Origin of the sequence: Inquilinus limosus, from assembly GCF_002195995.1 — a bacterium.
Classification (GTDB): domain Bacteria; phylum Pseudomonadota; class Alphaproteobacteria; order DSM-16000; family Inquilinaceae; genus Inquilinus; species Inquilinus limosus_C.
The window spans coordinates 14,415-36,306 of sequence record NZ_NHON01000044.1; the positions used below are offsets into that span (position 1 = coordinate 14,415).

Annotated in this window: 25 protein-coding genes and 1 pseudogene; 9 read left to right on the forward strand and 17 right to left on the reverse strand. The window is 70.2% G+C overall.

The genetic code is table 11. The features are described 5' to 3' along the window. Positions 1-105: 105 nt before the first annotated feature. Positions 106-273 (forward strand): annotated as a pseudogene (locus BWR60_RS39015) (calcium-binding protein); the annotation flags it as partial. A 173-nt stretch (positions 274-446) separates the two neighbouring features. Further along, the gene (locus BWR60_RS21435; RefSeq protein WP_144445687.1) at positions 447-2,207 is read left to right on the forward strand and encodes a calcium-binding protein; all 1,761 of its coding nucleotides are present in this window, start codon (positions 447-449) and stop codon (positions 2,205-2,207) included. A gap of 83 nt (positions 2,208-2,290) precedes the next feature. Here the strand turns inward: BWR60_RS21435 and BWR60_RS21440 are convergent, their stop codons facing one another. From BWR60_RS21440 to BWR60_RS21485, 10 genes are all read right to left on the reverse strand, one after another. After that, entirely contained in the window at positions 2,291-3,298 is a 1,008-nt protein-coding gene (locus tag BWR60_RS21440; RefSeq protein WP_088153053.1) for an ABC transporter substrate-binding protein, read from the reverse strand. Positions 3,299-3,326: 28 nt separating this feature from the next. Beyond that, entirely contained in the window at positions 3,327-4,280 is a 954-nt protein-coding gene (locus BWR60_RS21445; RefSeq protein WP_088153054.1) for an ABC transporter permease, read from the reverse strand. Continuing rightward, entirely contained in the window at positions 4,277-5,197 is a 921-nt protein-coding gene (locus BWR60_RS21450) for an ABC transporter permease (RefSeq protein WP_088153055.1), read from the reverse strand. Before BWR60_RS21450 ends, BWR60_RS21445 begins: the two co-directional genes overlap by 4 nt. Before the next feature lie 7 nt (positions 5,198-5,204). Continuing rightward, positions 5,205-6,026 (reverse strand): ABC transporter ATP-binding protein, encoded by an 822-nt coding sequence (locus tag BWR60_RS21455; protein WP_088153056.1) that lies wholly within the window; start codon positions 6,024-6,026, stop codon positions 5,205-5,207. 3 nt (positions 6,027-6,029) lie between these two features. Next, positions 6,030-7,280 (reverse strand): Zn-dependent hydrolase, encoded by a 1,251-nt coding sequence (locus BWR60_RS21460; protein WP_088153057.1) that lies wholly within the window; start codon positions 7,278-7,280, stop codon positions 6,030-6,032. Between the two features lie 44 nt (positions 7,281-7,324). Further along, on the reverse strand, positions 7,325-7,849 hold the full coding sequence (locus tag BWR60_RS21465) for a hypothetical protein (protein WP_144445688.1): 525 nt from the start codon (positions 7,847-7,849) through the stop codon (positions 7,325-7,327). A gap of 374 nt (positions 7,850-8,223) precedes the next feature. Then, entirely contained in the window at positions 8,224-9,498 is a 1,275-nt protein-coding gene (preA, locus tag BWR60_RS21470; protein WP_088153059.1) for an NAD-dependent dihydropyrimidine dehydrogenase subunit PreA, read from the reverse strand. A gap of 72 nt (positions 9,499-9,570) precedes the next feature. Beyond that, a complete protein-coding gene (locus tag BWR60_RS21475) occupies positions 9,571-10,029 on the reverse strand; it encodes a PIN domain-containing protein (RefSeq protein ID WP_088153060.1) in 459 nt (152 codons plus the stop codon). Then, on the reverse strand, positions 10,019-10,282 hold the full coding sequence (locus BWR60_RS21480) for a type II toxin-antitoxin system Phd/YefM family antitoxin (RefSeq protein WP_088153061.1): 264 nt from the start codon (positions 10,280-10,282) through the stop codon (positions 10,019-10,021). The genes BWR60_RS21475 and BWR60_RS21480 overlap by 11 nt, the downstream gene beginning before the upstream one ends. Before the next feature lie 38 nt (positions 10,283-10,320). Continuing rightward, complete coding sequence (locus tag BWR60_RS21485) at positions 10,321-11,679, reverse strand: NAD(P)-dependent oxidoreductase (protein WP_088153062.1); 1,359 nt, start codon at positions 11,677-11,679, stop codon at positions 10,321-10,323. A 254-nt stretch (positions 11,680-11,933) separates the two neighbouring features. Here BWR60_RS21485 and BWR60_RS21490 point away from each other — a divergent pair, with 254 nt between their 5' ends. Next, the gene (locus BWR60_RS21490; RefSeq protein WP_088153063.1) at positions 11,934-12,485 is read left to right on the forward strand and encodes a putative glycolipid-binding domain-containing protein; all 552 of its coding nucleotides are present in this window, start codon (positions 11,934-11,936) and stop codon (positions 12,483-12,485) included. 12 nt (positions 12,486-12,497) lie between these two features. Here BWR60_RS21490 and BWR60_RS21495 read toward each other — a convergent pair whose 3' ends face one another. After that, on the reverse strand, positions 12,498-13,079 hold the full coding sequence (locus BWR60_RS21495) for a CGNR zinc finger domain-containing protein (RefSeq protein WP_088153064.1): 582 nt from the start codon (positions 13,077-13,079) through the stop codon (positions 12,498-12,500). A 75-nt stretch (positions 13,080-13,154) separates the two neighbouring features. Here BWR60_RS21495 and BWR60_RS21500 point away from each other — a divergent pair, with 75 nt between their 5' ends. From BWR60_RS21500 to BWR60_RS21510, 3 genes are read left to right on the forward strand one after another with little or no spacing between them, the layout of a single operon-like run. Next, entirely contained in the window at positions 13,155-14,042 is an 888-nt protein-coding gene (locus BWR60_RS21500) for a DMT family transporter (RefSeq protein WP_088153065.1), read from the forward strand. A 39-nt stretch (positions 14,043-14,081) separates the two neighbouring features. Further along, on the forward strand, positions 14,082-14,777 hold the full coding sequence (locus BWR60_RS21505) for a TetR/AcrR family transcriptional regulator (protein WP_088153066.1): 696 nt from the start codon (positions 14,082-14,084) through the stop codon (positions 14,775-14,777). 60 nt (positions 14,778-14,837) lie between these two features. Then, positions 14,838-15,443, forward strand: coding sequence for a hypothetical protein (locus BWR60_RS21510; protein WP_088153067.1), 606 nt, complete (start codon positions 14,838-14,840; stop codon positions 15,441-15,443). Between the two features lie 12 nt (positions 15,444-15,455). Here the strand turns inward: BWR60_RS21510 and BWR60_RS21515 are convergent, their stop codons facing one another. Further along, positions 15,456-16,475, reverse strand: a complete 1,020-nt coding sequence (locus tag BWR60_RS21515) for a S1C family serine protease (RefSeq protein ID WP_088153068.1) — start codon at positions 16,473-16,475, stop codon at positions 15,456-15,458. Positions 16,476-16,663: 188 nt separating this feature from the next. Between BWR60_RS21515 and BWR60_RS21520 the strand changes: the two genes are divergently transcribed. From BWR60_RS21520 to BWR60_RS21530, 3 genes are all read left to right on the forward strand, one after another. Continuing rightward, complete coding sequence (locus BWR60_RS21520) at positions 16,664-17,143, forward strand: Lrp/AsnC family transcriptional regulator (RefSeq protein WP_088153069.1); 480 nt, start codon at positions 16,664-16,666, stop codon at positions 17,141-17,143. 55 nt (positions 17,144-17,198) lie between these two features. Then, on the forward strand, positions 17,199-17,831 hold the full coding sequence (locus tag BWR60_RS21525; RefSeq protein WP_088153070.1) for a hypothetical protein: 633 nt from the start codon (positions 17,199-17,201) through the stop codon (positions 17,829-17,831). 136 nt (positions 17,832-17,967) lie between these two features. Next, positions 17,968-18,456: a peptidylprolyl isomerase gene (locus BWR60_RS21530; RefSeq protein ID WP_230983133.1), complete on the forward strand. Its 489-nt coding sequence runs from the start codon at positions 17,968-17,970 to the stop codon at positions 18,454-18,456. A gap of 57 nt (positions 18,457-18,513) precedes the next feature. Here BWR60_RS21530 and BWR60_RS21535 read toward each other — a convergent pair whose 3' ends face one another. From BWR60_RS21535 to BWR60_RS21555, 5 genes are all read right to left on the reverse strand, one after another. Beyond that, complete coding sequence (locus BWR60_RS21535; protein WP_088153072.1) at positions 18,514-19,218, reverse strand: hypothetical protein; 705 nt, start codon at positions 19,216-19,218, stop codon at positions 18,514-18,516. Between the two features lie 94 nt (positions 19,219-19,312). Next, positions 19,313-20,341 carry a CDF family Co(II)/Ni(II) efflux transporter DmeF gene (gene dmeF / locus BWR60_RS21540; RefSeq protein ID WP_088153073.1) on the reverse strand — a complete coding sequence of 343 codons (1,029 nt, stop codon included), beginning with the start codon at positions 20,339-20,341 and terminating at the stop codon, positions 19,313-19,315. Between the two features lie 14 nt (positions 20,342-20,355). Next, a complete protein-coding gene (locus BWR60_RS21545) occupies positions 20,356-20,541 on the reverse strand; it encodes a hypothetical protein (RefSeq protein ID WP_088153074.1) in 186 nt (61 codons plus the stop codon). Positions 20,542-20,554: 13 nt separating this feature from the next. Next, positions 20,555-20,818 carry a metal-sensing transcriptional repressor gene (locus BWR60_RS21550; RefSeq protein WP_088153075.1) on the reverse strand — a complete coding sequence of 88 codons (264 nt, stop codon included), beginning with the start codon at positions 20,816-20,818 and terminating at the stop codon, positions 20,555-20,557. Between the two features lie 377 nt (positions 20,819-21,195). Continuing rightward, positions 21,196-21,846 carry a hypothetical protein gene (locus tag BWR60_RS21555; protein WP_088153076.1) on the reverse strand — a complete coding sequence of 217 codons (651 nt, stop codon included), beginning with the start codon at positions 21,844-21,846 and terminating at the stop codon, positions 21,196-21,198. Between the last annotated feature and the right edge of the window lie 46 nt (positions 21,847-21,892).

A 21,892-nucleotide genomic window follows, 5' to 3' on the forward strand; every position in this document is an offset into this window, starting at 1 on the left:
ATCCGCCTGCAGAACGTCTCGCTGGCCAGCCTCAGCGCCAGCGACTTCGTCTTCAACACCTCCACCGCCGCGATCACCGCCACCGGCACCGCCTATCGCGACACCATGTTCGGCGGCAACGGCAACGACACCCTTTCCGGTGACGACGGCAGCGACACCCTCGTCGGCGGCGCCGGCACCGACCGGCTGGTCGGCGGCTCCGGCGACGACTGGATGATGGGCGGCGCCGGCAACGACGTCTTCGCCTACAACACCCGGTCCTTCGGCAGCGACACCATCGCCGACTTCAACACCAACGGCGACAGGATCGACCTGTCCTTCCTCAAGGTCGCCGATCTCGGCAGCCTGCAGCCCTTCATGCAGCAGGACGNACCGGCCGCTGGCGTTGCTGATCCGGGATCCGGACGGCGGCGCCACGGTCGGCGGGCTGTGGGGCGGCACCGCCTATGGCTGGCTGCTGGTCGAGCTCCTGTTCGTGCCGCCGGGGCTGCGGCGCCGGCAACGACGTCTTCGCCTACAACACCCGGTCCTTCGGCAGCGACACCATCGCCGACTTCAACACCAACGGCGACAGGATCGACCTGTCCTTCCTCAAGGTCGCCGATCTCGGCAGCCTGCAGCCCTTCATGCAGCAGGACGGCGCCGACGTCGTCATCACCCTCGGCTACTTCAGCAACACCGAGATCATCCGCCTGCAGAACGTCTCGCTGGCCAGCCTCAGCGCCAGCGACTTCGTCTTCAACACCTCCACCGCCGCGATCACCGCCACCGGCACCGCCTATCGCGACACCATGTTCGGCGGCAACGGCAACGACAGCCTTTCCGGCGCCGACGGCAGCGACACCCTCGTTGGCGGCAATGGCGACGACGTGCTCCGCGGCGGCGACGGCAGCGACCGCTTCATCGGCGGGGCCGGCGTCGACACCGTCACCTACTACGGCACCAACACCGGCGTGACCGTGAACCTGCTGGCCGGCACGGGCAGCGGCGGCGAAGCCCAGGGCGACACTTTCAGCGGCGTCGAGAACGTCAATGGCTCGAACGTCGCCGATACCCTGATCGGCAACGCCGGCGCCAACCGGCTGCAGGGCTATGACGGCAACGACACCCTCCAGGGCGGGGATGGCAATGACGTCCTCGTCGGCGGTGCCGGGGCCGACAGCCTCAACGGCGGCGCCGGCATCGACACCGCCAGCTACTACGGGGACACCGTCGGGGTGTCGGTGGATCTCTCCACCGGCAAGGGCATTGGGGGCAATGCTCAGGGCGATGTCCTGATCGGAATCGAGAACGTCTCCGGCAGCCGCGGCAATGACAGCCTCACCGGCAATGCCGGCGCCAACGTGCTGAACGGCTATGAGGGGAACGACGTGCTTCGCGGCGGGGCCGGGGCCGACCGCCTCGACGGCGGCGCCGGCACCGATACCGCCAGCTACTACACCGGCACGGTCGGGGTCGCGGTGGATCTCTCCACCGGCAAGGGCACCGGCGGCGACGCCCAGGGCGACGTCCTGACCGGAATCGAGAACGTCTCCGGCAGCCAGGGCAATGACAGCCTCACCGGCAATGCCGGCGCCAATACCCTGCAGGGCTGGAACGGCAACGACGTGCTCCGCGGCGGGGCCGGGGCTGACCGGCTCGATGGCGGCGTCGGCATCGACACTGCCAGCTACTGGAGCGAATCGACGGGGGTCACGGTGGATCTGTCCACTGGCAGGGGCACTGGTGGCAATGCCCAGGGCGACATCCTCGTTTCGATCGAGAACGTCAACGGCAGCAGGGCCGGGGACACCCTGATCGGCAATAGCGGGGCCAATGTGCTCAATGGCTATGAAGGCAACGACGTGCTCCGCGGCGGAGCCGGCAAGGACACGCTGGCTGGCGGCATCGGCAGCGACCGCTTTGTCTTCACGGCGACGGGCGACAGCGTCGTCGGGGCCAATGCCGACCGGATCATCGATTTCAGCCACGCCCAGGGGGACCGGATCGACCTCTCGGGAATCGACGCCAACACCGGTGCCTCCGGCGACCAAGCCTTCACCTTCATCGGCAACGGCCTGTTCACGAACCATGCCGGGGAGTTGCGCTTCGCCGCCAACAACGGGCAGACCACCATCGCCGGCGACATCAATGGCGACGGCGTCTCCGACTTCCACATCGTGCTGACCGGCGCCATCTCGCTGCAGGCGTCGGACTTCGTGCTATAAGGACTGGGGCCGGGCGCCCAGGCGCCCGGCCAAACGGAAAGGGCCGGCTATCGCCGGCCCTTCTTTGTTCAGCGGAGCAGAGCCTACTTGCCCATGCCCTTGTCCCAGGCGGCGTGGGTCCAGGCGGCGTCGCCCGGGTCCTTGGTGATCACCGGGTCGCTCTTGCTCGACAGCAGCACCTGGACCGTACGCTTGTACGCCTCGGGGTCGAGCCAGCCGATCTTGTCGTCCGGCACGGTGATCAGCTTGGCGATGTTCTCGGCCATGCGGGTCTGCACCGCGTCGGTGGTCGCGCCGGAGGCATCGGCCTCGGCGACGATCTTGCCGGCCTCGTCCGGATGCGCCTTGGCGTAGGCCCAGCCCTTGGCCGACGCCTTGATGAAGCGGCCCAGCCGGTCGACATAGGCCGGGTCCTTCAGCTTGGAGTCGAGCGCGTACAGCCCGTCCTCCAGCGTCGCCACGCCCTGGTCCTCGTAATAGAAGGTGATCAGGTCGCTCTCCGGCACGCCGGCGTCGATCACCTGCCAGTACTCGTTGTAGATCATGGTCGAGATGCAGGCCGCCTGGTTCTGCAGCAGCGGGTCGACGTTGAAGCCCTGGCGCAGCACCTTGACGTCCGGTGAGGATCCCGAGGTCGACAGGCCCAGCTTGCCCATCCAGGACAGGAACGGATACTCGTTGCCGGCGAACCAGACGCCGAGGGTCTTGCCCTTGAAGTCGGCCGGGGAGGTGACGCCGCTGTCCTTCTTGCAGGTCAGCATCATGCCGGAGCGGTTGAAGAACTGCGCGACATTGACCAGCGGCACACCTTTCTCGCGCGCCGCCAGCGCCGCCGGCATCCATTCGACGATGACGTCGGCGCCGCCCGCCGCGATCACCTGCGGCGGGGCGATGTCGGGCCCGCCCGGCTTGATCGTGACGTCCAGCCCCTCATCCTTGTAGAAGCCCTTGTCGGCCGCGACGTAGTAGCCGCCGAACTGCGCCTGGGTGACCCATTTCAGCTGGATGGTGAAAGGGTCCGCCGCCTGCGCCATGCCCATGGCCGCGAGCAGCGCCGCGGCCGAGGCCAGTCCCAGAATCGTCTTTTTCATAAAGCCTCTCCCGTTCGTTGGATCTTGTTTACCGTTCTGCTTCCCGCATCGAAGGGTGCCAGAAGGTGGTCGCCCGCTCCACCAGGGCGAGCAGCCCGTAGGAGGCGGAGCCGGCGACCGCCGCGACCAGGATGGTGGCCCACACCATGTCGACATTGAGGCGCGCCACCTCGGTCGAGATGCGGAAGCCCATGCCGTAGATCGGGGTGCCGAAGAACTCGGCCACGATGGCGCCGATCAGGGCGAGCGTGGCGTTCAGCTTCAGCGCGTTGAAGATGAAGGGCAGCGCCCCCGGCAGCCGCAGCTTCCACAGCGTCTGCCAGTAGCTGGCGGCGTAGGACCGCATCAGGTCGCGCTCCATCGTCCCCGCGGCCTCCAACCCCGCCAGCGCGTTCACCAGCATCGGGAAGAAGGTCATGACCACGACCACGGCGGCCTTGGAGTGCCAGTCGAAGCCGAACCACATGATCATCACCGGGGCGATGCCGACGATCGGCATGGCCGAGACTGCGGAGCCGAGCGGCAGCAGCCCGCGCTGCAGGAAGGGCGAGCGGTCGATCGCCACCGCGGTCAGGAAGCCGGCGCCGGACCCGATCAGGAAGCCCGGTATGGCCGAGCGGATGAAGGTCTGGACGAAGTCGACCCACAGCGTGTCGGTGCTGGCGGCGAAGCGCGCCGCGATCTGCGACGGCGCCGGCAGCAGGATCTGCGGCACCTGGAATCCCGTGACCAGCACCTGCCACAGCCACAGCAGCATGGCGCCGAACAGGACCGGCACGGCAATGCCGGCGGCCCGGCCGGGCACCGGCGACAGGCCGCGCAGCGCCGCCCAGGACGCAGCCACCGCCGCGACGATCGGCAGGGCGATCCAGGCGGTGCCGGACGCGAACACGCCGCCGTCGCCGATCCACCACAGCACGGCGGCGGCGAGGATCACCGCCAGGACCAGCCAGCCGAGGCTGCGCAGCACCCTCGCGCTCATCCCTTGCCTCCGCGGCTGGCGATCACGGCACGCTCGGTGAGGGTGACGGCGAAGACACAGAGCAGGGCCAGGATCGCCGCCATCACCAGGGCCGACCACAGCTGGATCATCTGGCCGAAATAGGAGCCGGCCAGAAGCCGGGCGCCGATGCCGGCCTGGGCGCCGGTCGGCAGCTCACCGACGATCGCCCCCATCAGCGCCAGCGAGATCGCGATCTTCAGGCTGGGGAACAGGAACGGCACCGCCGCCGGCCAGCGCAGCTTCCAGAACACCTGCGCGCCCTTGGCGGAGTAGGTGCGCAGCAGGTCGAGTTGCAGCGGGTCGGGCGAGCGCAGGCCCTTGACCATGCCGATGGTCACCGGGAAGAAGCTGAGATAGGCGGAGATGATCGATTTCGGGATCACGCCGGTGAGGCCGATATTGCCGAGCACGACCACGATCATCGGCGCGATCGCCAGGATCGGCACGGTCTGGCTGGCGATCACCCAGGGCATCAGCGACCGGTCGAGCGTCGGCACATGGACGATGCCGACGGCGAGCCCGATGCCGAGCAGCGTGCCGAGGACGAAGCCGACCAGGGTCGAGCTCATCGTCACCCAGGCATGGTAGACGAGGCTGCGGTTGCTGGTGACCGGCCGGCCGATTGTGTTGGTCCACAGGTCGGCCGCCACCTGGTCCGGCGTCGGCAGCAGCGGGCGGTCCAGCTTCCAGACGGCCTCGAAGAATTGTTGCGTGGTCCAGTCCGGCCCGGCGCGGTTCAGCCGCTCCACCGCCGCCGGCGCGTTCAGCCAGAACGAGGCGAGGTACCAGACCACCAGCAGCACGCCGAGCACAGTCGCCAGCGGCAGCGCCCGTCCGCCCTTCAGCCGCGCCCAGGCCCCCGGCCGGGCAGGCAGGGTCTCGGCGAGGGCGGTCATGCGGCCCTCACTCGTAGGAGTGCCCGGCCCGCAGGCCTTCGCGGACCTGCTGGGCGATGGCGAGGAATTCCGGCGTCTCGCGGATGTCGAGGTCGCGCTGGCGCGGCAGGTCGCTGTCGATCACGTCGAGGATCCGGCCCGGCCGCGGCGACATCACCACGATCTTGGAGGACAGAAACACCGCCTCCGGGATCGAATGGGTGACGAAGATCACGGTCAGGTTGGTGCGATTCCACAGGTCCAACAGATGGACGTTGAGGTTATCGCGGGTGATCTCGTCCAGCGCGCCGAACGGCTCGTCCATCAGCAGAAGCTTCGGCTGGAAGCCGAGGGCGCGTGCGATCGACACGCGCTGCTGCATGCCGCCGGAGAGCTGCCACGGGAACTTCTTCTCGAACTGACTCAGGCCGACGGTACCGAGCGCGACCCTCGCCCGCTCCTCCCGCTCCGCCGCCGGCACGCCCATGATCTCGAGCGGCAGCTCGACATTGCGGCGGACATTGCGCCATGGATAGAGCGCCGGCGCCTGGAACACATAGCCATAGGCGCGGGCCAGCCGCGCCTCTTCCGGCGTCAGCCCGTTCACCGTGACCGAGCCGGCGGTCGGCCGCACCAGGTCGGCCACCACCCGCATCAGCGTGGTCTTGCCGCAGCCGGACGGGCCGATCAGCGACACGAACTCGCCCTCGCCGATGGTCAGGTCGACATCCTGCAGCGCCACCACCGGCGCGTCGGCGGTCTGGAAGGTCAGGCCGAGGCGGCGCGCCTCGACCACCGGCGGAGCGGCGGACGCCACCTGCGGGGATTGACGGACCGCCGACACCACCATGCCTCAGCCCGCCTTCTGTTCGAGCGAGCGGTCGTAATCGAGCACGGCGCGCAGCAGCACATTGGCCCCGGCGGCGGCGTGGTCGAACTCGATGCTCTCCTCCTCGTTGTGGCTGATGCCCTCGCGGCACGGTACGAAGATCATCGCGGTCGGCGCCACCCGGGCGATATAGGCCGAGTCATGCCCGGGGCCAGAGACGATGCGGCGATGGCTGAAGCCGTTCGACTGCGCCGCCGCCTCGACCGCGTCGATGCAGGCCGGGTCGAACTTCACCGCCGGCGAATCCCAGATCGCCTCGAGCCTGACCTCCAGCTTCAGCTCGGCCGCGATCCGGTCGATCGCTTCTCGCGCGGCCTTTTCCATCACCCCGATCTTCGCATCGTCGGGGTGGCGGTAGTCGATGGTGAAGAACACCTCGCCCGGGATGACGTTGCGGCTGTTCGGGCGGACCTCGACCAGGCCGACCGTGGCGACGGCATCGGCGGTGGCGTCGCCGACCGCGATCACCGCCTCGATCATCCGGGCGGCGCCGCGCAGCGCGTCGCGCCGCAGCCGCATCGGGGTCGACCCGGCATGGCTCTCGCGGCCGGTCACCGTCACCTCGTACCAGCGCATGCCCTGCACGCCGGTGACGACGCCGATCACCTTCTCCTCGGCCTCGAGGATCGGCCCCTGCTCGATATGCAGCTCGAAATGGGCGCCGAGCTGGCGCTGACCGACCGGCTCCGTGCCGCGATAGCCGATCCGGTCCAGCTCGTCGCCGAAGCGCCGGCCCTCGCGGTCCTCCCGGCTGTAGGCATATTCCTTGGTGAACACGCCGGCGAAGACGCCGGAGGCCAGCATCGCCGGGGCGAAGCGGGAGCCCTCCTCATTGGTCCAGTTGATGACCTCGATCGGCGCGTTGGTCTCGTAGCCGGTGTCGTGCAGGGTGCGCAGCAGCTCGAGGCCAGAGAGAACCCCGAGGATGCCGTCGAACTTGCCGCCCGTCGGCTGGGTGTCGAGATGGCTGCCGACGCAGATCGGCGGCAGCGAGTTATCCCGGCCCGGCCGGCGGGCGAACATGTTGCCGATCTCATCGACGGTGACGATGCAGCCGACCGCCTCGCATTGCTGCCGGAACCAGTCCCGCACCTGCTTGTCCAGATCGGTCAGGGTCAGGCGCTTGACCCCGCCCTTCGGGGTCCTGCCGAACTCGGCGGTCTCCATGATCGCGTCCCAGAGGCGCTGCGGGTCGATCTGGATGTTCTGCTGCATCGTTCACACGTCCTTGAGGTCGGATCCGGGGGCCTGGCCCCGGATCAGGCCGGCTTGCGGATGAAATCGCCCTCGATGGTCGAGGCCGGCTGGCCCGCCACCTCGCGGGTGTAGGCGAGCTTCAGATGGGTGCCGTCGACCAGGGTGCGGCGGTAGAGCTGGCGCTCGACCTTGCCTTCCTTGGTGGTGCCGACGACCTCGACCGTCAGGGTCGGGCCGGCCAGGCTGGCGGTGGCATAGGCGCGGTCGGCTGGGACCGAGGCGGTCCAGAAGTTCGGCCGGGTCGAGGGCTGGAAGCCCAGTTCGCGCTCGCGGAACTCCAGCCCGTCCTTGCCGTCGCCGGCCTGGACATTGCGCCAGAACAGCCGGAAGCCGCCGTCGGTCCGCGGCTCGACGATCACCGCCGAGGCCCGCTGCACCTCTTCCTGGCTCGCGCCGATCCAGGAGCCGGCGAAATCGTCGATCTTGGCCTCCGCCACAGGTCCGGGTGCCGGCGCCTTGCTGCCGGCACATCCGGCGAGCGCCGCGGCCATGATCCCCACCAGCACCGCGCGTCGCATGACAGCCATTGTACCCCTCGCTTCTTTTCGTATCGAATGATTGGAAGGGCGCCATCATGACCGATCACCCCCGAGCCGACGATGCCAAATCGCATCAAAGTGAGAGGGTTATTCGGCGGCGTCCTTGCCCGCATGGCTCACACCCCCTGCGCCCTGCGCCAGCGCCACAGGCCGGCAGGGCAGGAGCCGCGCGCGGCGCGATGCGGGGACATCGGGCAAGCGCGGCGACGCACCCTGCCGGCCTGTGGCGCTGGCCCGAAGGGTCGCCTTGCGGCGGCCGCCTGCGGGCGCGGGCCACTCGACCGTATGGTCCGATACGCTCTTCGTGGCCCGCGCCCTCATTCGACTCACCGCAAGGCGACGCAGGACGTAGGGGGTGTGAGTCATGCGGGCTCACGCATCGGGTTGTTGGGGTGGTGCTGCCAGTTCAGGTACGGCCGGCCGGTGTCGACCGTCTGCATGGTGATGCAGTTGTCGACCGGGCAGACATGCATGCACAGATTGCAGCCGACGCACTCTTCCTCATTGATCTCGTAGCGGCGGCCGCCCTCGGGCGTGCGCAGCGCGAAGATCGACTGGTGCGAGGTGTCCTCGCAGGCGATGTAGCACTTGCCGCACTGGATGCAGGCGTCCTGGTCGATGTTGGCGACCGACTTGAAGTTGATGTTCAGGTCCTGCCATTCGACGAAGTTCGGCACCGCCAGCCCCTGGAAGGCGCGGGTGTCGGCGTAGCCCTTGCCGTCCATCCAGTTGGCCAGGCCGGAGGACATGTCCTCGACGATCTTGAAGCCGTGGGTCATCGCCGCGGTGCAGACCTGGACGTTGGTGGCGCCCAGCGCCATGAACTCCGCCGCGTCGCGCCAGGTCGAGACGCCGCCGATTGCCGAGATCGCCATGCCCCGGCATTCCGGGTCGCGCGCGATCTGCCCGACCATGCGCAGCGCGATCGGCTTCACCGCCGGGCCGCAATAGCCGCCATGGGTGCCCAGCCCGTCGACCGTCGGCGTCGGGGCCATCACATCGAGGTCGATCGACACGATCGACTGGATGGTGTTGATCAGCGACACCGCGTCGGCGCCGCCGCGCCTGGCCGCCCGCGCCGGCCCCAGGATGTTGGTGATGTTCGGCGTCAGCTTGACGATCACCGGCATGCGGGTGAACTGCTTGCACCAGCGCGCGACCATCTCGACATATTCCGGCACCTGGCCGACGGCGGAGCCCATGCCGCGCTCCGACATGCCGTGCGGGCAGCCGAAGTTCAGCTCGATGCCATCGGCGCCGGTGTCCTCGACCAGCGGCAGGATCGCCTTCCAGCTTGCCTCCTCGCAGGGCACCATCAGCGACACGATCACGGCCCGGTCCGGCCAGTCGCGCTTGACCTGCTTGATCTCGCGCAGATTGACGTCCAGCGGCCGGTCGGTGATCAGCTCGATGTTGTTCAGGCCGGCGACGCGGGTGCCGTTGTAGCTGACGGCGCCGTAGCGGGAGGAGACGTTGACCACCGGCGGGTCCTCGCCCAGCGTCTTCCACACCACCCCGCCCCAGCCGGCGCGGAAGGCGCGGACGACGTTGTATTCCTTGTCCGTCGGCGGCGCCGAGGCCAGCCAGTACGGGTTGGGGGAGCGGATCCCCAGGAAGTCGTTGCTCAGATCGGCCATGACAGCCTCCTGCTGGTGTTCCTCGGCTCTGCGGCCGCTTGTTTTCTCGTCCGACCGGCGGCGCCGGCCGGGTCAAACCGTCAACAGCGCCTCGATCTCGTCCGGCAGCCGGTCGCCCCGGAACGGGTTGCGCACGGTGACGCCGCCCAGCGTGGCGCCGTCCGCCATGTCCTCGCTCAGCAGCGTGGTGCAGCCATGGCTGCCGGCGGTCGACAGCATCATGGCGTCCCAATAGCTGAACCGCTTGGCGGCCGCTTCCAGCGCGGCGGTCACGACATTCGTGTCAGCCGCAGCAACGGTCGCGAACAGCTCCACCCAATCACCGATCTGGGCCGCGGCATCGGCCGCCGGCAACAGGCGGCGGCGCTGGGAGGTGACGTAGAATTCCCCCAGCGCCTGGAGCGTGAGGACACTGTCCGCCTGCACCGCGCGCTCGACGATGTCCTTCGCCCGGCGGTGCTTCTCGCCCTCGGCTGTGTCGATCGCATAGACCAGGACATTGGTGTCCAAGGTGAACCGCCTATCGGTCATGCAGCGCGTCGCGGTCGAAAGGCTCCGGCGATGCGCTGCGATAGCCATGCGTCATGCGTGCCCGCGTCCGCTCCAGCGCCGCCTGCTGGGACGGGGTCAGCACGCGCCGGCGCGACACCGGCACCACCCGCGCCACCGGCTCGCCGCGGCGGGTGATGATGAATTCCTGGCCGGATTCGACCGCGCGGATCATCTCGGCGAAGCCCTGATTGGCTTCGCGCAGGGTGATGGTGGTGCTGGATCCGTCGCTCATGGCGTCACTCCTCCGAATGCACTACTTATGTAGCACATTCAGCGCCGCAGCGCCCGGTCGATCGACAGCGCCGCCAGCTTGCCGTCCTGCACGGCGCTGACGGTCAGGTCCTGGCCGGGCACGCAGTCGCCGCCGGCCCAGACGCCGGACAGCGAGGTCTGCTTCTCCTCGTTCACGGCGATCCGGTTGCCGGCCATGTCCAGCGTCTCCGCCTCATTGGCAAAGGCGGAGGGCACCAGGTACTGGCCGATGGCGGTGAAGACCTGGTCGGCCAGCACGGTGAAGCGGTCGCCGGTGCCGGTCAGGCGGCCCTGGGCGTCGAGCTGGGTGTGCTCGAACTCGACCTCCTTCACCGACGGGCCGCGGCCGTTGGCCGGCCAGCCCAGGATGCGGCGCGGCTGGGCCCAGTGCCGGACGGTGACACCGTTGACCTGGGTCCAGTCCTGCTCCTTCCAGGTGGCGGTCATCTGCTCGGCGCCGCGGCGGTAGACCAGCGTCACCTCCTCCGCCCCCAGCCGCTTGGCCTGGGTGGCGGCGTCGATCGCGGTATTGCCGCCGCCGATCACCACCACACGGCGGCCGACCGGCACCGATCCCTTGTCCGCGGCCTGGCGGAGCCGGGCGATGAAATCGACCGCGCTCTCCACCCCGGCCAGGGCCTCGCCGTCGCAGCCCAGGGCGTTGGCGGCGTTGTGGCCGAGGCCGAGGAACACGGCGTCGTAGTCGCGTCGCAGCTCGCTGAGGGAGACGTCGCGGCCCAGCGCCACGCCGGCGCGGATCTCGATGCCGCCGATCTCGAGGATGTAGGCCAGCTCGGCCTGGGCGAAGCCGTCCGCCATCTTGTAGGCGGCCAGGCCGTATTCGTTCAGCCCGCCGCCCTTCGCCTTGGCCTCGAACACGACGACGTCGTGGCCCAGCACGGCGAGGCGGTGGGCGCAGGCCAGGCCGGCCGGGCCGGCGCCGACCACGGCGACGCGCCGGCCGGTCGACGGCGCGCGGCTGAACAGCTGCTCGTCGCGCAGGAAGACATGGTCGGTGGCGTAGCGCTGCAGGGCGCTGATCGCCACCGGCTTCTCCTCCTGGTGGTTGCGGACGCACGCGTCCTCGCACAGCTCCTCGACCGGGCAGACCCGGGCGCACATGCCGCCCATGATGTTGGCGGTCAGGATGGTCTGCGCCGCGCCCTTCACATTGTCGGTGGCGATGCCCTTGATGAAGGCCGGGATGTCGATCCCGGTGGGGCAGGCCTCGATGCAGGGCGCGTCGTAGCAGAAATAGCAGCGGCTGGATTCGATCAGCGCCGTGCGCCGGTCGAGCGGCGGATGGATCTCCGCGAAGTCCTCGGCGATGCGGTCGGCGCCGAGGCGCCCGGCCGCGATGTCGGATCCCGTCGTCATTCCCAGCCTCCGATGACCCGATCCGGCAGGCCCCTCGCCCGCCATCCCCGGCTTACATCCCGACGCCGCATCCGGATTTCCCGGTTTCGATCGCGGCCCCGCACCTCACCTGAGCGGAACGGTATCGAGAACCTGACCAAATGGTCAACTCTATTTTCAATTGAGAGTGGCTATCATTTGCGTTTGTTTCAGGGCGTCGAATCATGCTAGGAACATTTCAGGAACGATAAATGGCAGCGCGGGAGAGACGGCGCATGGACCGACATGTCCGATGGGCCCCGGCCCAAGGCATCGGCCTGGAGCATCTGCGGCTGCACCGCAGCGGCGCCTGGATTCAGGCCGACAGCGTGGTGATCGGCGGCGATGAAGGCGTGGAATGGGCCCTGAGCTACACCATGGTGATGGATGCCGAATGGCGGGTGCGGTCGGTGGCGGTGACCGACCATGCCGGGGACCGGCGGCTGCGGCTGATCGCGGATGGCGGCGGCGCCTGGACCACCGGCGACGGCACGCCGCTGCCGCAGCTGGACGGCTGCATCGATGTCGACCTGGTGGCGACGCCCTTCACCAACACGCTGCCGATCCGCCGGCTGGGGCTGGAGCCCGGCGAAGCGGCCGAGATCCGGGTGGCCTATCTGCCGCTGCCGGACCTGGTGCCCTTCGCCGCGTCGCAGCGCTACACCCACCTCGCCCTGCGGCGCTGGCGCTTCGAATCGCTGGATGGCAGCGGCTTCACCGCCGAGATCAGCACCGACGCCAACGAGCTGGTGCTGGACTATCCCGGCCTGTACCGACGCGTGGGGTGAGACCGGCCAGCCTCAGACAGCATCGCCCGAGCGCTGCCGCTGGCGGAAGCGGCGGACCTTGTCGGAGGTGCCGCAATCGGCCATCAGGCACCAGCGCCGGCTGGCGTTCTTGCTGCGGTCATAGAACAGCCAGGCGCAGTCATGGCCGGCGCAGCGCTTCAGCCGTGCCGGCTCGCCCTGGAGCAGGAGGTCGAGCGCGTCCATCGCCAGGCGATGCCGTACCGCCGTCCCGTCCGCGGGCGGCGCATCCCGCCAGGCGCCTCCGGCCGCGGTGACGGTCAACCGGCGCCGGGCCGCGGCCTCCGCCACCTCCGCCTGCAGCTCGGCCACCGCCTCCGCCGGCGGATCGGCCCGGGTCGCCATGGCGTCGAGCACCGCATGCAGCGTCGCGCGCAGCCGGATCAGCCGGGCCCAGCCCGCCGCATCGATCCGCGGCGTCTCGCCGAAGACGCGGGCGCACCACGCGGCCAAAGCGGCGGGGGTGCCCGCCCGCTCCCGCGGTCCCGGCCCGTCCCAGCCGGACACGGTGTTGCAGAAATCCAGGCAGGCGAAGCCGCCGACCAGCTGCGGTTCGGACGGGTGCTCACAAGGCATGAAACCAGCATAGCCCCTTTGACAGGTTTCAGCGAGGCCTATATCGTTACCGGCAAACGTCAGAAAGATGGTTACATGCGCTGGAACGCCCTCGGCCGGCTCTATGCCGGCGTCGGCCTGTCGGGCATCGGCCCGATCCTGGTCCGGACCAGCCCGGTCGACCCCGCCGCCACCGCCTTCTGGCGCCTGACGCTCAGCTGCATCCCGGCGGCGATCGTGGCCTGGCGGTCGCCCGGCATGCCGGCGCGCGACATCGGCCTGGCCCTGCTGGCGGGGGTGATGCTGGCCGCCGACCTGGTGCTGTGGAATGCCTCGATCGTGCGCACCAGCGTGCTGGAGGCGACGCTGCTGGTGATGATCTACCCGCTGCTGGTGGCGCTGCTGCCGGCGCTGTGGCGGTGGTGCCGGCCGGACGGAAGGGTGGTCGGCGGCGGCCTCGTCGCCTTCCTCGGCATCGCCATCCTGGCCGGGGCCCGCGGCGCCGCCGGCGGCGACCTGCTGGGCAACGGCATGGCCCTGCTGGCCGCCCTGTTCTACGCCGTGTGCTTCCTGATCTCGGCGGCGCTGTGCCGGCGGCGGGACGCCGCCACCGTCACCTTCTGGACCCTGGTCGGCGCCGCGCTGGGCGCGCTGCCGGTGGCGCTGCTGCAGGACCGGATCCTGCCGGCGGCGCCGTCCGGCTGGCTGAACCTGGCGGCCCAGGCGCTGATCGCCTTCGCCTCCCAGCTGCTGGTCGCCCGGGCGCTGCGCACGCTCGACGCCGGCTTCTCCGCCGTCGCCGGCTACGGCCAGCCGGTGGTGGCGACGCTGCTGGCCTGGCCGATCCTGGGCCAGGTGCCGCAGGCCGCGGCGCTGGTCGGCAGCGTCTTCATCATCGCCGGCATCGCCCTGGCCGGACGCGGCGAGGCGGACCGCGCCCGACCAGCCCGGCCACGGACGGCGGAGCCGGCGCCCGGCCGCTAGCCTATCGACGGGGCCGGCCATCCGGCCGATGATGCCGGCATGACCGATGCCGAGACGCTGGACCCGCCGGACGACGACGCCGGCCCCGCCCTGGGACCGCGGCCGGGCGCTGGCTCGGGCGGCCGCCTGCGCCGGGCCCGTGAGGCGCAGATCCTCGACGCCGCCGAGGGCGTGTTCGCCGAGGCCGGCTTCTCCGGCGCCACCATGCAGGGCATCGCCGAGCGCGCCGGCCTGCCCAAGGCCAACGTCCACTACTATTTCGGCACCAAGGAGGCGCTGTACCGCGCCGTGCTGTCCCGCATCCTCGACCTCTGGGTCGACGCCTTCGACCATCTGGTGCCGGAGCGCGACCCGGCCGAGGCGCTGACGGCCTATATCCGCGACAAGATGCGCTGGTCCCGCAGCCGGCCGCTGGCGTCGAAGGTCTTCGCCAACGAGATCATCCACGGCGCGCCGCAGGTCGCCGACTACCTGTCCGGCAAGCTGAAGCGGACGATCGACGAGAAGGCCCGGGTGATCGAGGGCTGGATCGCCGCCGGCCGGATGGCGCCGGTCGACCCGCGGCACCTGGTCTTCAGCCTGTGGGCCGTGACCCAGACCTATGCCGATTTCGAGGCCCAGATCCGGGCCGTGCTGGGCCGCGAGGCGATGGATGACGACGTCTTCCTGGTCGCCAGCCGCCACGTCACCGGGCTGATCCTGCGCGGCTGCGGGCTGAAGCCGCGCGGCGGCTGATCCGCCGTCGCGGCACGCCGTCCATGGCGGCGCGGGCCGCTTTGCGCTAAAGGATGGGCCATGCATCCGCGCCTCCTCATCCCCCTGGCCCTGCTCGCCCTCGCCGCCTGCGCCGCGGAGCCGCACCAGCCGGCGCTGCCGCCCACGGTGCTGCAGAGCGGCGCCGTCCAGGGCGAAGCCGCCTTCGACCGCAGCCGCGGCGAGGCCCTGCTGGCCCAGGCCAAGGCCGCCGAGGCCCGCAACCCCGGCGAGGCCAAGAGCCTGTACCGCCAGGCCGGCATGGCCTGGCCCGACCTGACCGACGCCTGGGACGGGCTGAAGCGCGTCTCGGCGAAGCAGAACGACGCGGCCGAGGCCAGGGCCGCCGGCTTCATGGCCGAGCGGGTGAAGCTGTATCCCGGCACCGCCATCGCCTCGCAGCGCGAGGTCAACATGGCGCTGCACAGCTACATCCAGACGCAGACCCAGCAGCCGACCGACGGGCCGGAGCAGCTGGCCTATGCCAAGCGGCTGGGCGAGTTCTACGACGCGCAATACGCCCTCGCCGGCTTCTACACGCGCGAGAAGAACTTCGGGAACATCGAGACGCACGACCTGCCGGCGGTGGCGCTGTCCGGCGGCGGCATCATCGGCTATGGCGTCAGCATGGCGACCAAGTTCAACTGAGGGACAGGCGGGTCACCCCGCCCGCTCGCGCGGCGTCACCGGCACCTCCACCACCTTGCGGTCGCGCAGCAGGCGCAGCACCGTGGCGATACCGACCCGTTCGGCCCCGAGCAGCCGGTGCAGCGCGTCGACGCCGTCGACCGGATGCCCGTCCACCGCCAGGATCACGTCGCCCGTCCGCAGCGCCGCCGCCCCGGCGCCGCCGGGCAGCAGTTCCGCCACCCGCACGCCGCCCCGGGCCGGCAGGCCCAGCGCCAGCTGGGTCGGCCGCGGCAGCCGGATGGTCTGGCCGGCGATGCCGAGCGAGGCGCGCCGCACCCGGCCGTGACGGATGATCTCCGACGCCACCACCAGGGCGGTGTCGGCGCCGATGGCGAAGCACAGCCCCTGGGCGCCGGCGATCATCGCGGTGTTGATGCCCACCACCCGGCCCAGCGCGTCGACCAGCGGGCCGCCGCTATTGCCGGGATTCAGCGCCGCGTCGGTCTGCAGCACGCCGTCGATCAGCCGGCCGGACTGGCCGCGCAGCGACCGGCCGAGGGCGCTGACCACGCCGGCCGTCACCGTCGCCTCGAAGCCCAGCGGGTTGCCGATGGCGACCACCAACTGGCCGACCTGCAGCGCGGCGGAGGAGCCGAGCGGCGCCCAGCCCGGCACGCTGTCATGCAGGCGCAGCACGGCGAGGTCGGTGTCCGGGTCCTCGCCGACCGGCCAGGCGACGACGCTGCGGCCGTCGCTGAGCGTGGCGGTGATGCTGGTCGCCCCGTTCACCACATGGCTGTTGGTCAGGACGAAGCCGTCCGGGGTGAAGATGACGCCGGAGCCGCTGCCGCGCGGCCCGACTGTGCCGTCCGGCCCCTTGCCGAGGACGCGCAGATGCACCACCGCGGGCGCCGCGGCGCGCACGGCGTCGATCACCGTGCGGGAATAGGCGTCGAGCGCATCGCCGCCGGCAGGGGCGGCGGTCGGGGTCGAGGATTCGGTCCCCGGCGCCGAGGCGTCGAGGAGGAAGCGGGTTTCGTAGCCGGGCATGGCAGGACCTTGGGAGCGGAGGGGACGGCGCCGGACCGGCGCGTCCCGTTTCCGTTCATGTGGGCATGCCGAAGAGAGAACCCAAGGGGAACATCGACGGCCCGTCCGCCGGGCTGACGGAGGCACCGGCCGGGCGTATGGTCCGCCATGCGCGATTCGCGCATCGATCACGGCGAGGATGCCCGGAGATGGCGACGGAGACGCTGGATGGCTTCGACTGGCGGATCCTCGCGGCCCTGCAGGACGATGCCCGGATGAGCAACATCGCCCTGGCCGAACGGGTCCTGCTGTCGCCGTCGCAATGCGCCCGGCGGCTGCAGCGGCTGGAGGAGGCCGGGGTGATCCGCGGCTATGCCGCCCTGCTGGACCCCGACCGCATCGGCCTGTCGGTGGCCGCCTACATCTCGATCACCCTGGAGAAGCACGGCGCCTTCACGGCGGAGGCGTTCCGCGAGGCGGTGCAGCGCCACCCCGAGATCGTCGAATGCTGCGCCGTCACCGGCGACGCCGACTACGAGCTGCGGGTGGTCGCGCCGGACCTGAAGGACCTGTCGCGCTTCATCATGGACAGCCTGATGCGGGTCGACGGCGTCTCCGCCATCCGCTCGCGCATCGTGCTCGACACCATCAAGGACAGCCGCCGCCTGCCGCTGCCCCCGGCGCCCTGACCGCGCCGCATTCGCCGCCCCATCCTGCGATCTTCCGAATCAGACGAGACCGACCATGAGCTTGCGCCTGCTGCTGGCCGCCCTCCTCGCCCTCGGCGCCGCCGGACCGGCCGCGGCGGCGGAGCCGGCGAAGCACCGCTTCACCGAGCTGGCGCCGATCCCGCTGAAGCCGGGGCCGAACACGATCGAGCGCTTCGCGCCGGACGGGCGCAGCGCCATCGTCACCCTGGGCTGGCGCGAGAACGGCAACGCCCATGGCTACGACCTGTACCTGGTGCTGATGGCGGGCAACGGCGGCATGCCGGAGGTGGTGGGCTTCGACACCCTGACCAAGGACGGCGGCGGGTTCGAGGACACCATCCGGGACGACCCGCACACCGGCGAGGACGTGGTGCGCAGCGTGCGCTTCGTCCGCGGCAAGATCGACGGCCAGCCCGGCACCTTCGTCTTCGTCGCCCAGCGGGGCTTCGACCCGGAGGAGGGCATCCCCGGCCCCAGCCTCGTCGACTACACTGTCTACCGCCTGGTGCCGGGCGAGGATGTCGGCACCACCAGCGACATGTTCCAGCCGGTCGAGACGGCGCGGTCCGCCACCAGGTTCTGCCATGCCGAGAAGGCGCTGCTGCAGCAGTACGGCCTGCCGCTGACCCGGAGCTATGCCGGGCCGGACACGGCCGACGGCTGCTGATCGCGCGGGGCCGCATGCCGCACCGGGTTGCTCTCGGGCCCGACCCGTGCTTGTGTCTCGCCACTTCTTGCGACCCGTCTGGAGCGCCCAGCGCATGACGCGTTTCTTCCAACTTCTCGGGAGTCTTCTCCTCGCCATGGCCATCACCCAGGGGGCTTCGGCCCGCGATCTCGAAAACACGCTCTATCTCGACCTGACCTATGGCCGGGTGGTGATCGAGCTGCGCCCCGACCTGGCACCGAAGCATGTCGCCCGGATCAAGGAGCTGGTGCGGCAGGGCTTCTACAACGGCGTCAAGTTCCACCGCGTGATCGAGGGCTTCATGGCCCAGACCGGCGACCCGACCGGCACCGGCATGGGCGGCTCCGGCCAGAAGATCGACGCCGAGTTCACCCAGACGCCGTTCAAGCGCGGCACCGTCGGCATGGCCCGGGCGCAGAGCCCGAACAGCGCCGACAGCCAGTTCTTCATCATGTTCGCCAATGGCGACTTCCTGAACGGCCAGTACACGGTGTGGGGCCAGGTGGTCGAGGGCATGGAGTTCGTCGACAAGATCAAGCGCGGCGAGCCGCCGGCCAACCCGGACACCATCGTCAAGCTGCAGGTCGCGGCCGACGCCCAGTAAGGCACGGCCCCGGATCGATCGACGCGAAGCCCGGCCTTTCGGCCGGGCTTCTGCGTTTCAGCGGAAGCGGAAGGCGATCAGCGGCATCTTGTAGGTCTCGCGCACCTCGGAGATCGGCTTGCCGTCCTGGCGCAGCACGATGGCGCGGTTCTCGAACAGCGAGGCCGAGGGGTCATAGGCCGGGGCCGGCGCCGCGGCGGCCCAGCCGGCAAGGTCTGCGGCCGGCATCCGCTCCCACCCCTCCGGCAGCGCCTGCCACAACACGGTCGAGGACAGGGTGCGGCGCGACGGGCCGAGCGGCCGGATGGCGCGGCCGAAGGGCGTGTCGGTCCCGGTCAGCGTCGCGTTGATCTCCGGCGTCAGGCGGTTCGGCAGGTACCAGTTGTCGGCCTCGGACAGCACCTGGTCGCCGCAGACCAGTTGGACCCGGCGATACACCACCGGCTCGGCCGAATCGGTGATCTCCAGCTCCTGCCGCTGCTGGTCGGTCAGCTTCACCTCGCCGGGCACGCGCTTGGCTACGATCTTGGCGGTCGGCGCCAGGCCGTAGCGGCCACACCAGTCTTCCAGGAACAGGGTGGCGCTGTCGGTGGCGCCGAGCCCGGCGCGCAGCGACTGCACCAGGGCGGTCAGTGCCAGCCGGTCGGACAGGCCGGCGGCGCCGGCCACCTGGCCGGCCGCGACCTCGGCCCGGACGAGGGCCAGCGGCGCGGTCAGCGCCAGGGCGGCAGCGGCGGCGACGATCGGCAGGCGGCGCAGCATCGGGTTCCTCATCCTCCGGACCGGCCGGGCTTGGCGGGCGCAGGATGGCTGCATAGCCGCCGGAAGGCGCCACGGCAATCCGCCGCAGGCCGCCTCACGCCGCCGCCTGGTGCTCGCAGCGGTTCACCTCGACCGTCACATGCGACAGGCCGGGCAGGCCGCCGAGCCGGGCCTTGTACTGCGCCGGCGGCAGCGGCCGGTCGCTGACCAGCGACACGATCGCCGCGGCATGCCCCGGCCCGACGCGCCAGAGATGCAGGTCGGCGATGCGGTCCCCTCCGGTCTCGATCCGGCCGCGGATCGATTCGGCCAGGCCCGGATCCGGCACGGTGTCGAGCAGCACCGCCCCCGAATCGCGCAGCAGGCCCCAGGACCAGCGCGCGATCATGATGCCGCCGACGATGCCCATGACCGCATCCATCCAGGCCCAGCCGTAGAAGCGGCCGGCGAGCAGGCCGAGGATGGCGCCGACCGAGGTCACGGCATCGGCCAGCACGTGGAAATAGGCCGCGCGCAGATTGTGGTCACGGTCGTGATGGCCATGGGCGTGGTGCCCATCAGCGTGATGATCGTCGTCCTGGTGATGCCCATGGTGGTCATCGTGATCGTGGCCGTGCCCATGGTCGTGTCCGTGACCGTGCCCGTGATGATGGCCGTGGTGATGGCCGCCGTCATGCAGCAGCCAGGCGCTGGCGATGTTGACGCCGAGGCCCACGACCGCGATGACGATGGCCTCGTCATAGGCGATGGCGACCGGGTTCAGCAGGCGCAGCACCGATTCCCAGCCGATGCCGACCGACACCACCGCCAGCACCAGGGCGCTGGCGAAGCCGGCGAGGTCGCCGAGCTTGCCGGTGCCGAAGGCGAAGCGCGGATCGCGCGCGTGGCGGCGGGCATAGCCATAGGCCAGCGCGGCGACGCCGAGCGCCCCGGCATGGGTGGCCATGTGCAGCCCGTCGGCCAGGAGTGCCATCGAGCCGAAGGCGAGGCCGCCCAGGATCTCGGCCACCATCATCGCCGCGGTCAGCGCCACCACCCAGCGGGTGCGGCGCTCGTTGCGGTCGTGGTCGGCGCCGAGGAACAGGTGGTCGTGCCGCCAGGCGTCGAGGGAATGGCTGTGCATCGCCGCCTCTCGGTTCAGTGGAGCAGGAGCTGGGCCGGATGGCCGGTCCAGTCGCAGACCTCGCGCGTGGCCATGGCGACCGGCACCTCCGGATGGTTGTGGCGGTACAGGGTCAGCGCGGCCTCGAAGGCCCATTCCGGCGGTTCGGCCCGGGCGCAGAGCTCGCGGTAGACCCGTTCGACGGCGACGCGGCAGCACATGGCGTTGATGGCCTCACAGATACTTGGTGATCTCGCGCAGCGAGGCGAGCCGGGCGTCACGGCCCTCGGCCCCGTTCGCCAGATGCGCGACGCAATGGTCGACATGGTCGAGGATCAGCATGGTCTTCGCCTTCTCCACCGCCTTGACGACGGCCTGGAGCTGCTGGGCGATGGCGAGCCCGTCCTCGCCGGCCTCGACCATGCGCAGCGTGGCGGCGAGATGCCCCTGCGCCCGCTTCAGCCGGCCTAGGATCTCGGGATTGTTGGCGTGGCTCATGAAGATAACCTATCCCCCTGGAGGGGATAGGGCAAGGGGCGCACGGTCGCAGGGATTGGCCGAGGACATATATGGATATCTCTTAGATTGCCTCTCCCGCCTGGCGGGAGAGGTCGGGCTCGCATAGCGAGACCGGGTGAGGGCGGGTCCCGGCCTCGACAAAATCCCCTCACCCGGAGGCGCAAGCGCCTCCGACCTCTCCCGTAAACGGGAGAGGCAAAGGGAGCGGTTCTCGACACTGATTCTCCCACCCACACCGTCATTGCGACCCCGGCCCTGAGCCGGGGGAAGCAATCCATGCATTTGCTCATGCGGGACGATGGATTGCTTCGTCGGCTTCGCCTCCTCGCAATGACGGTGAGGATGTGCCGGGACGGTTAGCTGCTGTCCGGCTTCGACGGCGGCGGCACGGGCCGGCCCGTGCCGGGATCGTCCGGTGCCGATGCACGATCCTCAGCCGGTTCCCGATCGGCAGCTTCGGCGGGCTTCGCCTGCGGGGCGTCCACCGCCTCGACCTCGCCGCAGCCCTGCGGCAGCGGGATCGAGGGCGGCGGGCGGCCGATCTTGCGGCACACCGCCTGCACGAACGCCTCCTCCGACAGGCTGTCGAGCTGCGCGTCCAGGATCTCGTCCTCGACCAGCCGCTTCCACAGCACCGACCGCAGATAGTCGCCATCGCCATCGGCGGGCGTCGCGATCGCCTTGACGACGCTGTCGACGGCCTGCTCCCGTTTCTGCCGGCGGCGCTGCTGCTCGCCCGAGGCCTCGCGCCCGTCCCGGCGCATCAGGTATTCGGTGCGGATCCGCTCGGCCAGCGCCACCGACAGCCGCAGCGACCGCGACAGCCGCGACTGGATCAGCCCGAACTCGACCGACGAATCCCTGTCCGCCGTCTCCTGCTGCCGCTCGGTCATCCGCTTGCTGCGCATGTCGATCTCGGCCGCCTCGCGCACCATGTGCAGCGCCCAGCCGGTCCACAGCATGTCGGGATCGGTCGGCTTGATCGGTTCGGATGGCGCCTCATTCATGGAACATATCATGAACGAGAATCAGGATAGCCGCAATGAACATTGT

Excerpts from the sequence above, each read along its gene's own strand:
- BWR60_RS21435 (WP_144445687.1), top strand. The coding sequence starts at position 447 with ATGGCTGGCTGCTGGTCGAGCTCCTGTTCGTGCCGCCGGGGCTGCGGC.
- BWR60_RS21440 (WP_088153053.1), bottom strand. The coding sequence starts at position 3,298 with ATGAAAAAGACGATTCTGGGACTGGCCTCGGCCGCGGCGCTGCTCGCG.
- BWR60_RS21445 (WP_088153054.1), bottom strand. The coding sequence starts at position 4,280 with ATGAGCGCGAGGGTGCTGCGCAGCCTCGGCTGGCTGGTCCTGGCGGTG.
- BWR60_RS21450 (WP_088153055.1), bottom strand. The coding sequence starts at position 5,197 with ATGACCGCCCTCGCCGAGACCCTGCCTGCCCGGCCGGGGGCCTGGGCG.
- BWR60_RS21455 (WP_088153056.1), bottom strand. The coding sequence starts at position 6,026 with ATGGTGGTGTCGGCGGTCCGTCAATCCCCGCAGGTGGCGTCCGCCGCT.
- BWR60_RS21460 (WP_088153057.1), bottom strand. The coding sequence starts at position 7,280 with ATGCAGCAGAACATCCAGATCGACCCGCAGCGCCTCTGGGACGCGATC.
- BWR60_RS21465 (WP_144445688.1), bottom strand. The coding sequence starts at position 7,849 with ATGGCTGTCATGCGACGCGCGGTGCTGGTGGGGATCATGGCCGCGGCG.
- preA (WP_088153059.1), bottom strand. The coding sequence starts at position 9,498 with ATGGCCGATCTGAGCAACGACTTCCTGGGGATCCGCTCCCCCAACCCG.
- BWR60_RS21475 (WP_088153060.1), bottom strand. The coding sequence starts at position 10,029 with ATGACCGATAGGCGGTTCACCTTGGACACCAATGTCCTGGTCTATGCG.
- BWR60_RS21480 (WP_088153061.1), bottom strand. The coding sequence starts at position 10,282 with ATGAGCGACGGATCCAGCACCACCATCACCCTGCGCGAAGCCAATCAG.
- BWR60_RS21485 (WP_088153062.1), bottom strand. The coding sequence starts at position 11,679 with ATGACGACGGGATCCGACATCGCGGCCGGGCGCCTCGGCGCCGACCGC.
- BWR60_RS21490 (WP_088153063.1), top strand. The coding sequence starts at position 11,934 with ATGGACCGACATGTCCGATGGGCCCCGGCCCAAGGCATCGGCCTGGAG.
- BWR60_RS21495 (WP_088153064.1), bottom strand. The coding sequence starts at position 13,079 with ATGCCTTGTGAGCACCCGTCCGAACCGCAGCTGGTCGGCGGCTTCGCC.
- BWR60_RS21500 (WP_088153065.1), top strand. The coding sequence starts at position 13,155 with ATGCGCTGGAACGCCCTCGGCCGGCTCTATGCCGGCGTCGGCCTGTCG.
- BWR60_RS21505 (WP_088153066.1), top strand. The coding sequence starts at position 14,082 with ATGACCGATGCCGAGACGCTGGACCCGCCGGACGACGACGCCGGCCCC.
- BWR60_RS21510 (WP_088153067.1), top strand. The coding sequence starts at position 14,838 with ATGCATCCGCGCCTCCTCATCCCCCTGGCCCTGCTCGCCCTCGCCGCC.
- BWR60_RS21515 (WP_088153068.1), bottom strand. The coding sequence starts at position 16,475 with ATGCCCGGCTACGAAACCCGCTTCCTCCTCGACGCCTCGGCGCCGGGG.
- BWR60_RS21520 (WP_088153069.1), top strand. The coding sequence starts at position 16,664 with ATGGCGACGGAGACGCTGGATGGCTTCGACTGGCGGATCCTCGCGGCC.
- BWR60_RS21525 (WP_088153070.1), top strand. The coding sequence starts at position 17,199 with ATGAGCTTGCGCCTGCTGCTGGCCGCCCTCCTCGCCCTCGGCGCCGCC.
- BWR60_RS21530 (WP_230983133.1), top strand. The coding sequence starts at position 17,968 with ATGGCCATCACCCAGGGGGCTTCGGCCCGCGATCTCGAAAACACGCTC.
- BWR60_RS21535 (WP_088153072.1), bottom strand. The coding sequence starts at position 19,218 with ATGCTGCGCCGCCTGCCGATCGTCGCCGCCGCTGCCGCCCTGGCGCTG.
- dmeF (WP_088153073.1), bottom strand. The coding sequence starts at position 20,341 with ATGCACAGCCATTCCCTCGACGCCTGGCGGCACGACCACCTGTTCCTC.
- BWR60_RS21545 (WP_088153074.1), bottom strand. The coding sequence starts at position 20,541 with ATGTGCTGCCGCGTCGCCGTCGAACGGGTCTACCGCGAGCTCTGCGCC.
- BWR60_RS21550 (WP_088153075.1), bottom strand. The coding sequence starts at position 20,818 with ATGAGCCACGCCAACAATCCCGAGATCCTAGGCCGGCTGAAGCGGGCG.
- BWR60_RS21555 (WP_088153076.1), bottom strand. The coding sequence starts at position 21,846 with ATGAATGAGGCGCCATCCGAACCGATCAAGCCGACCGATCCCGACATG.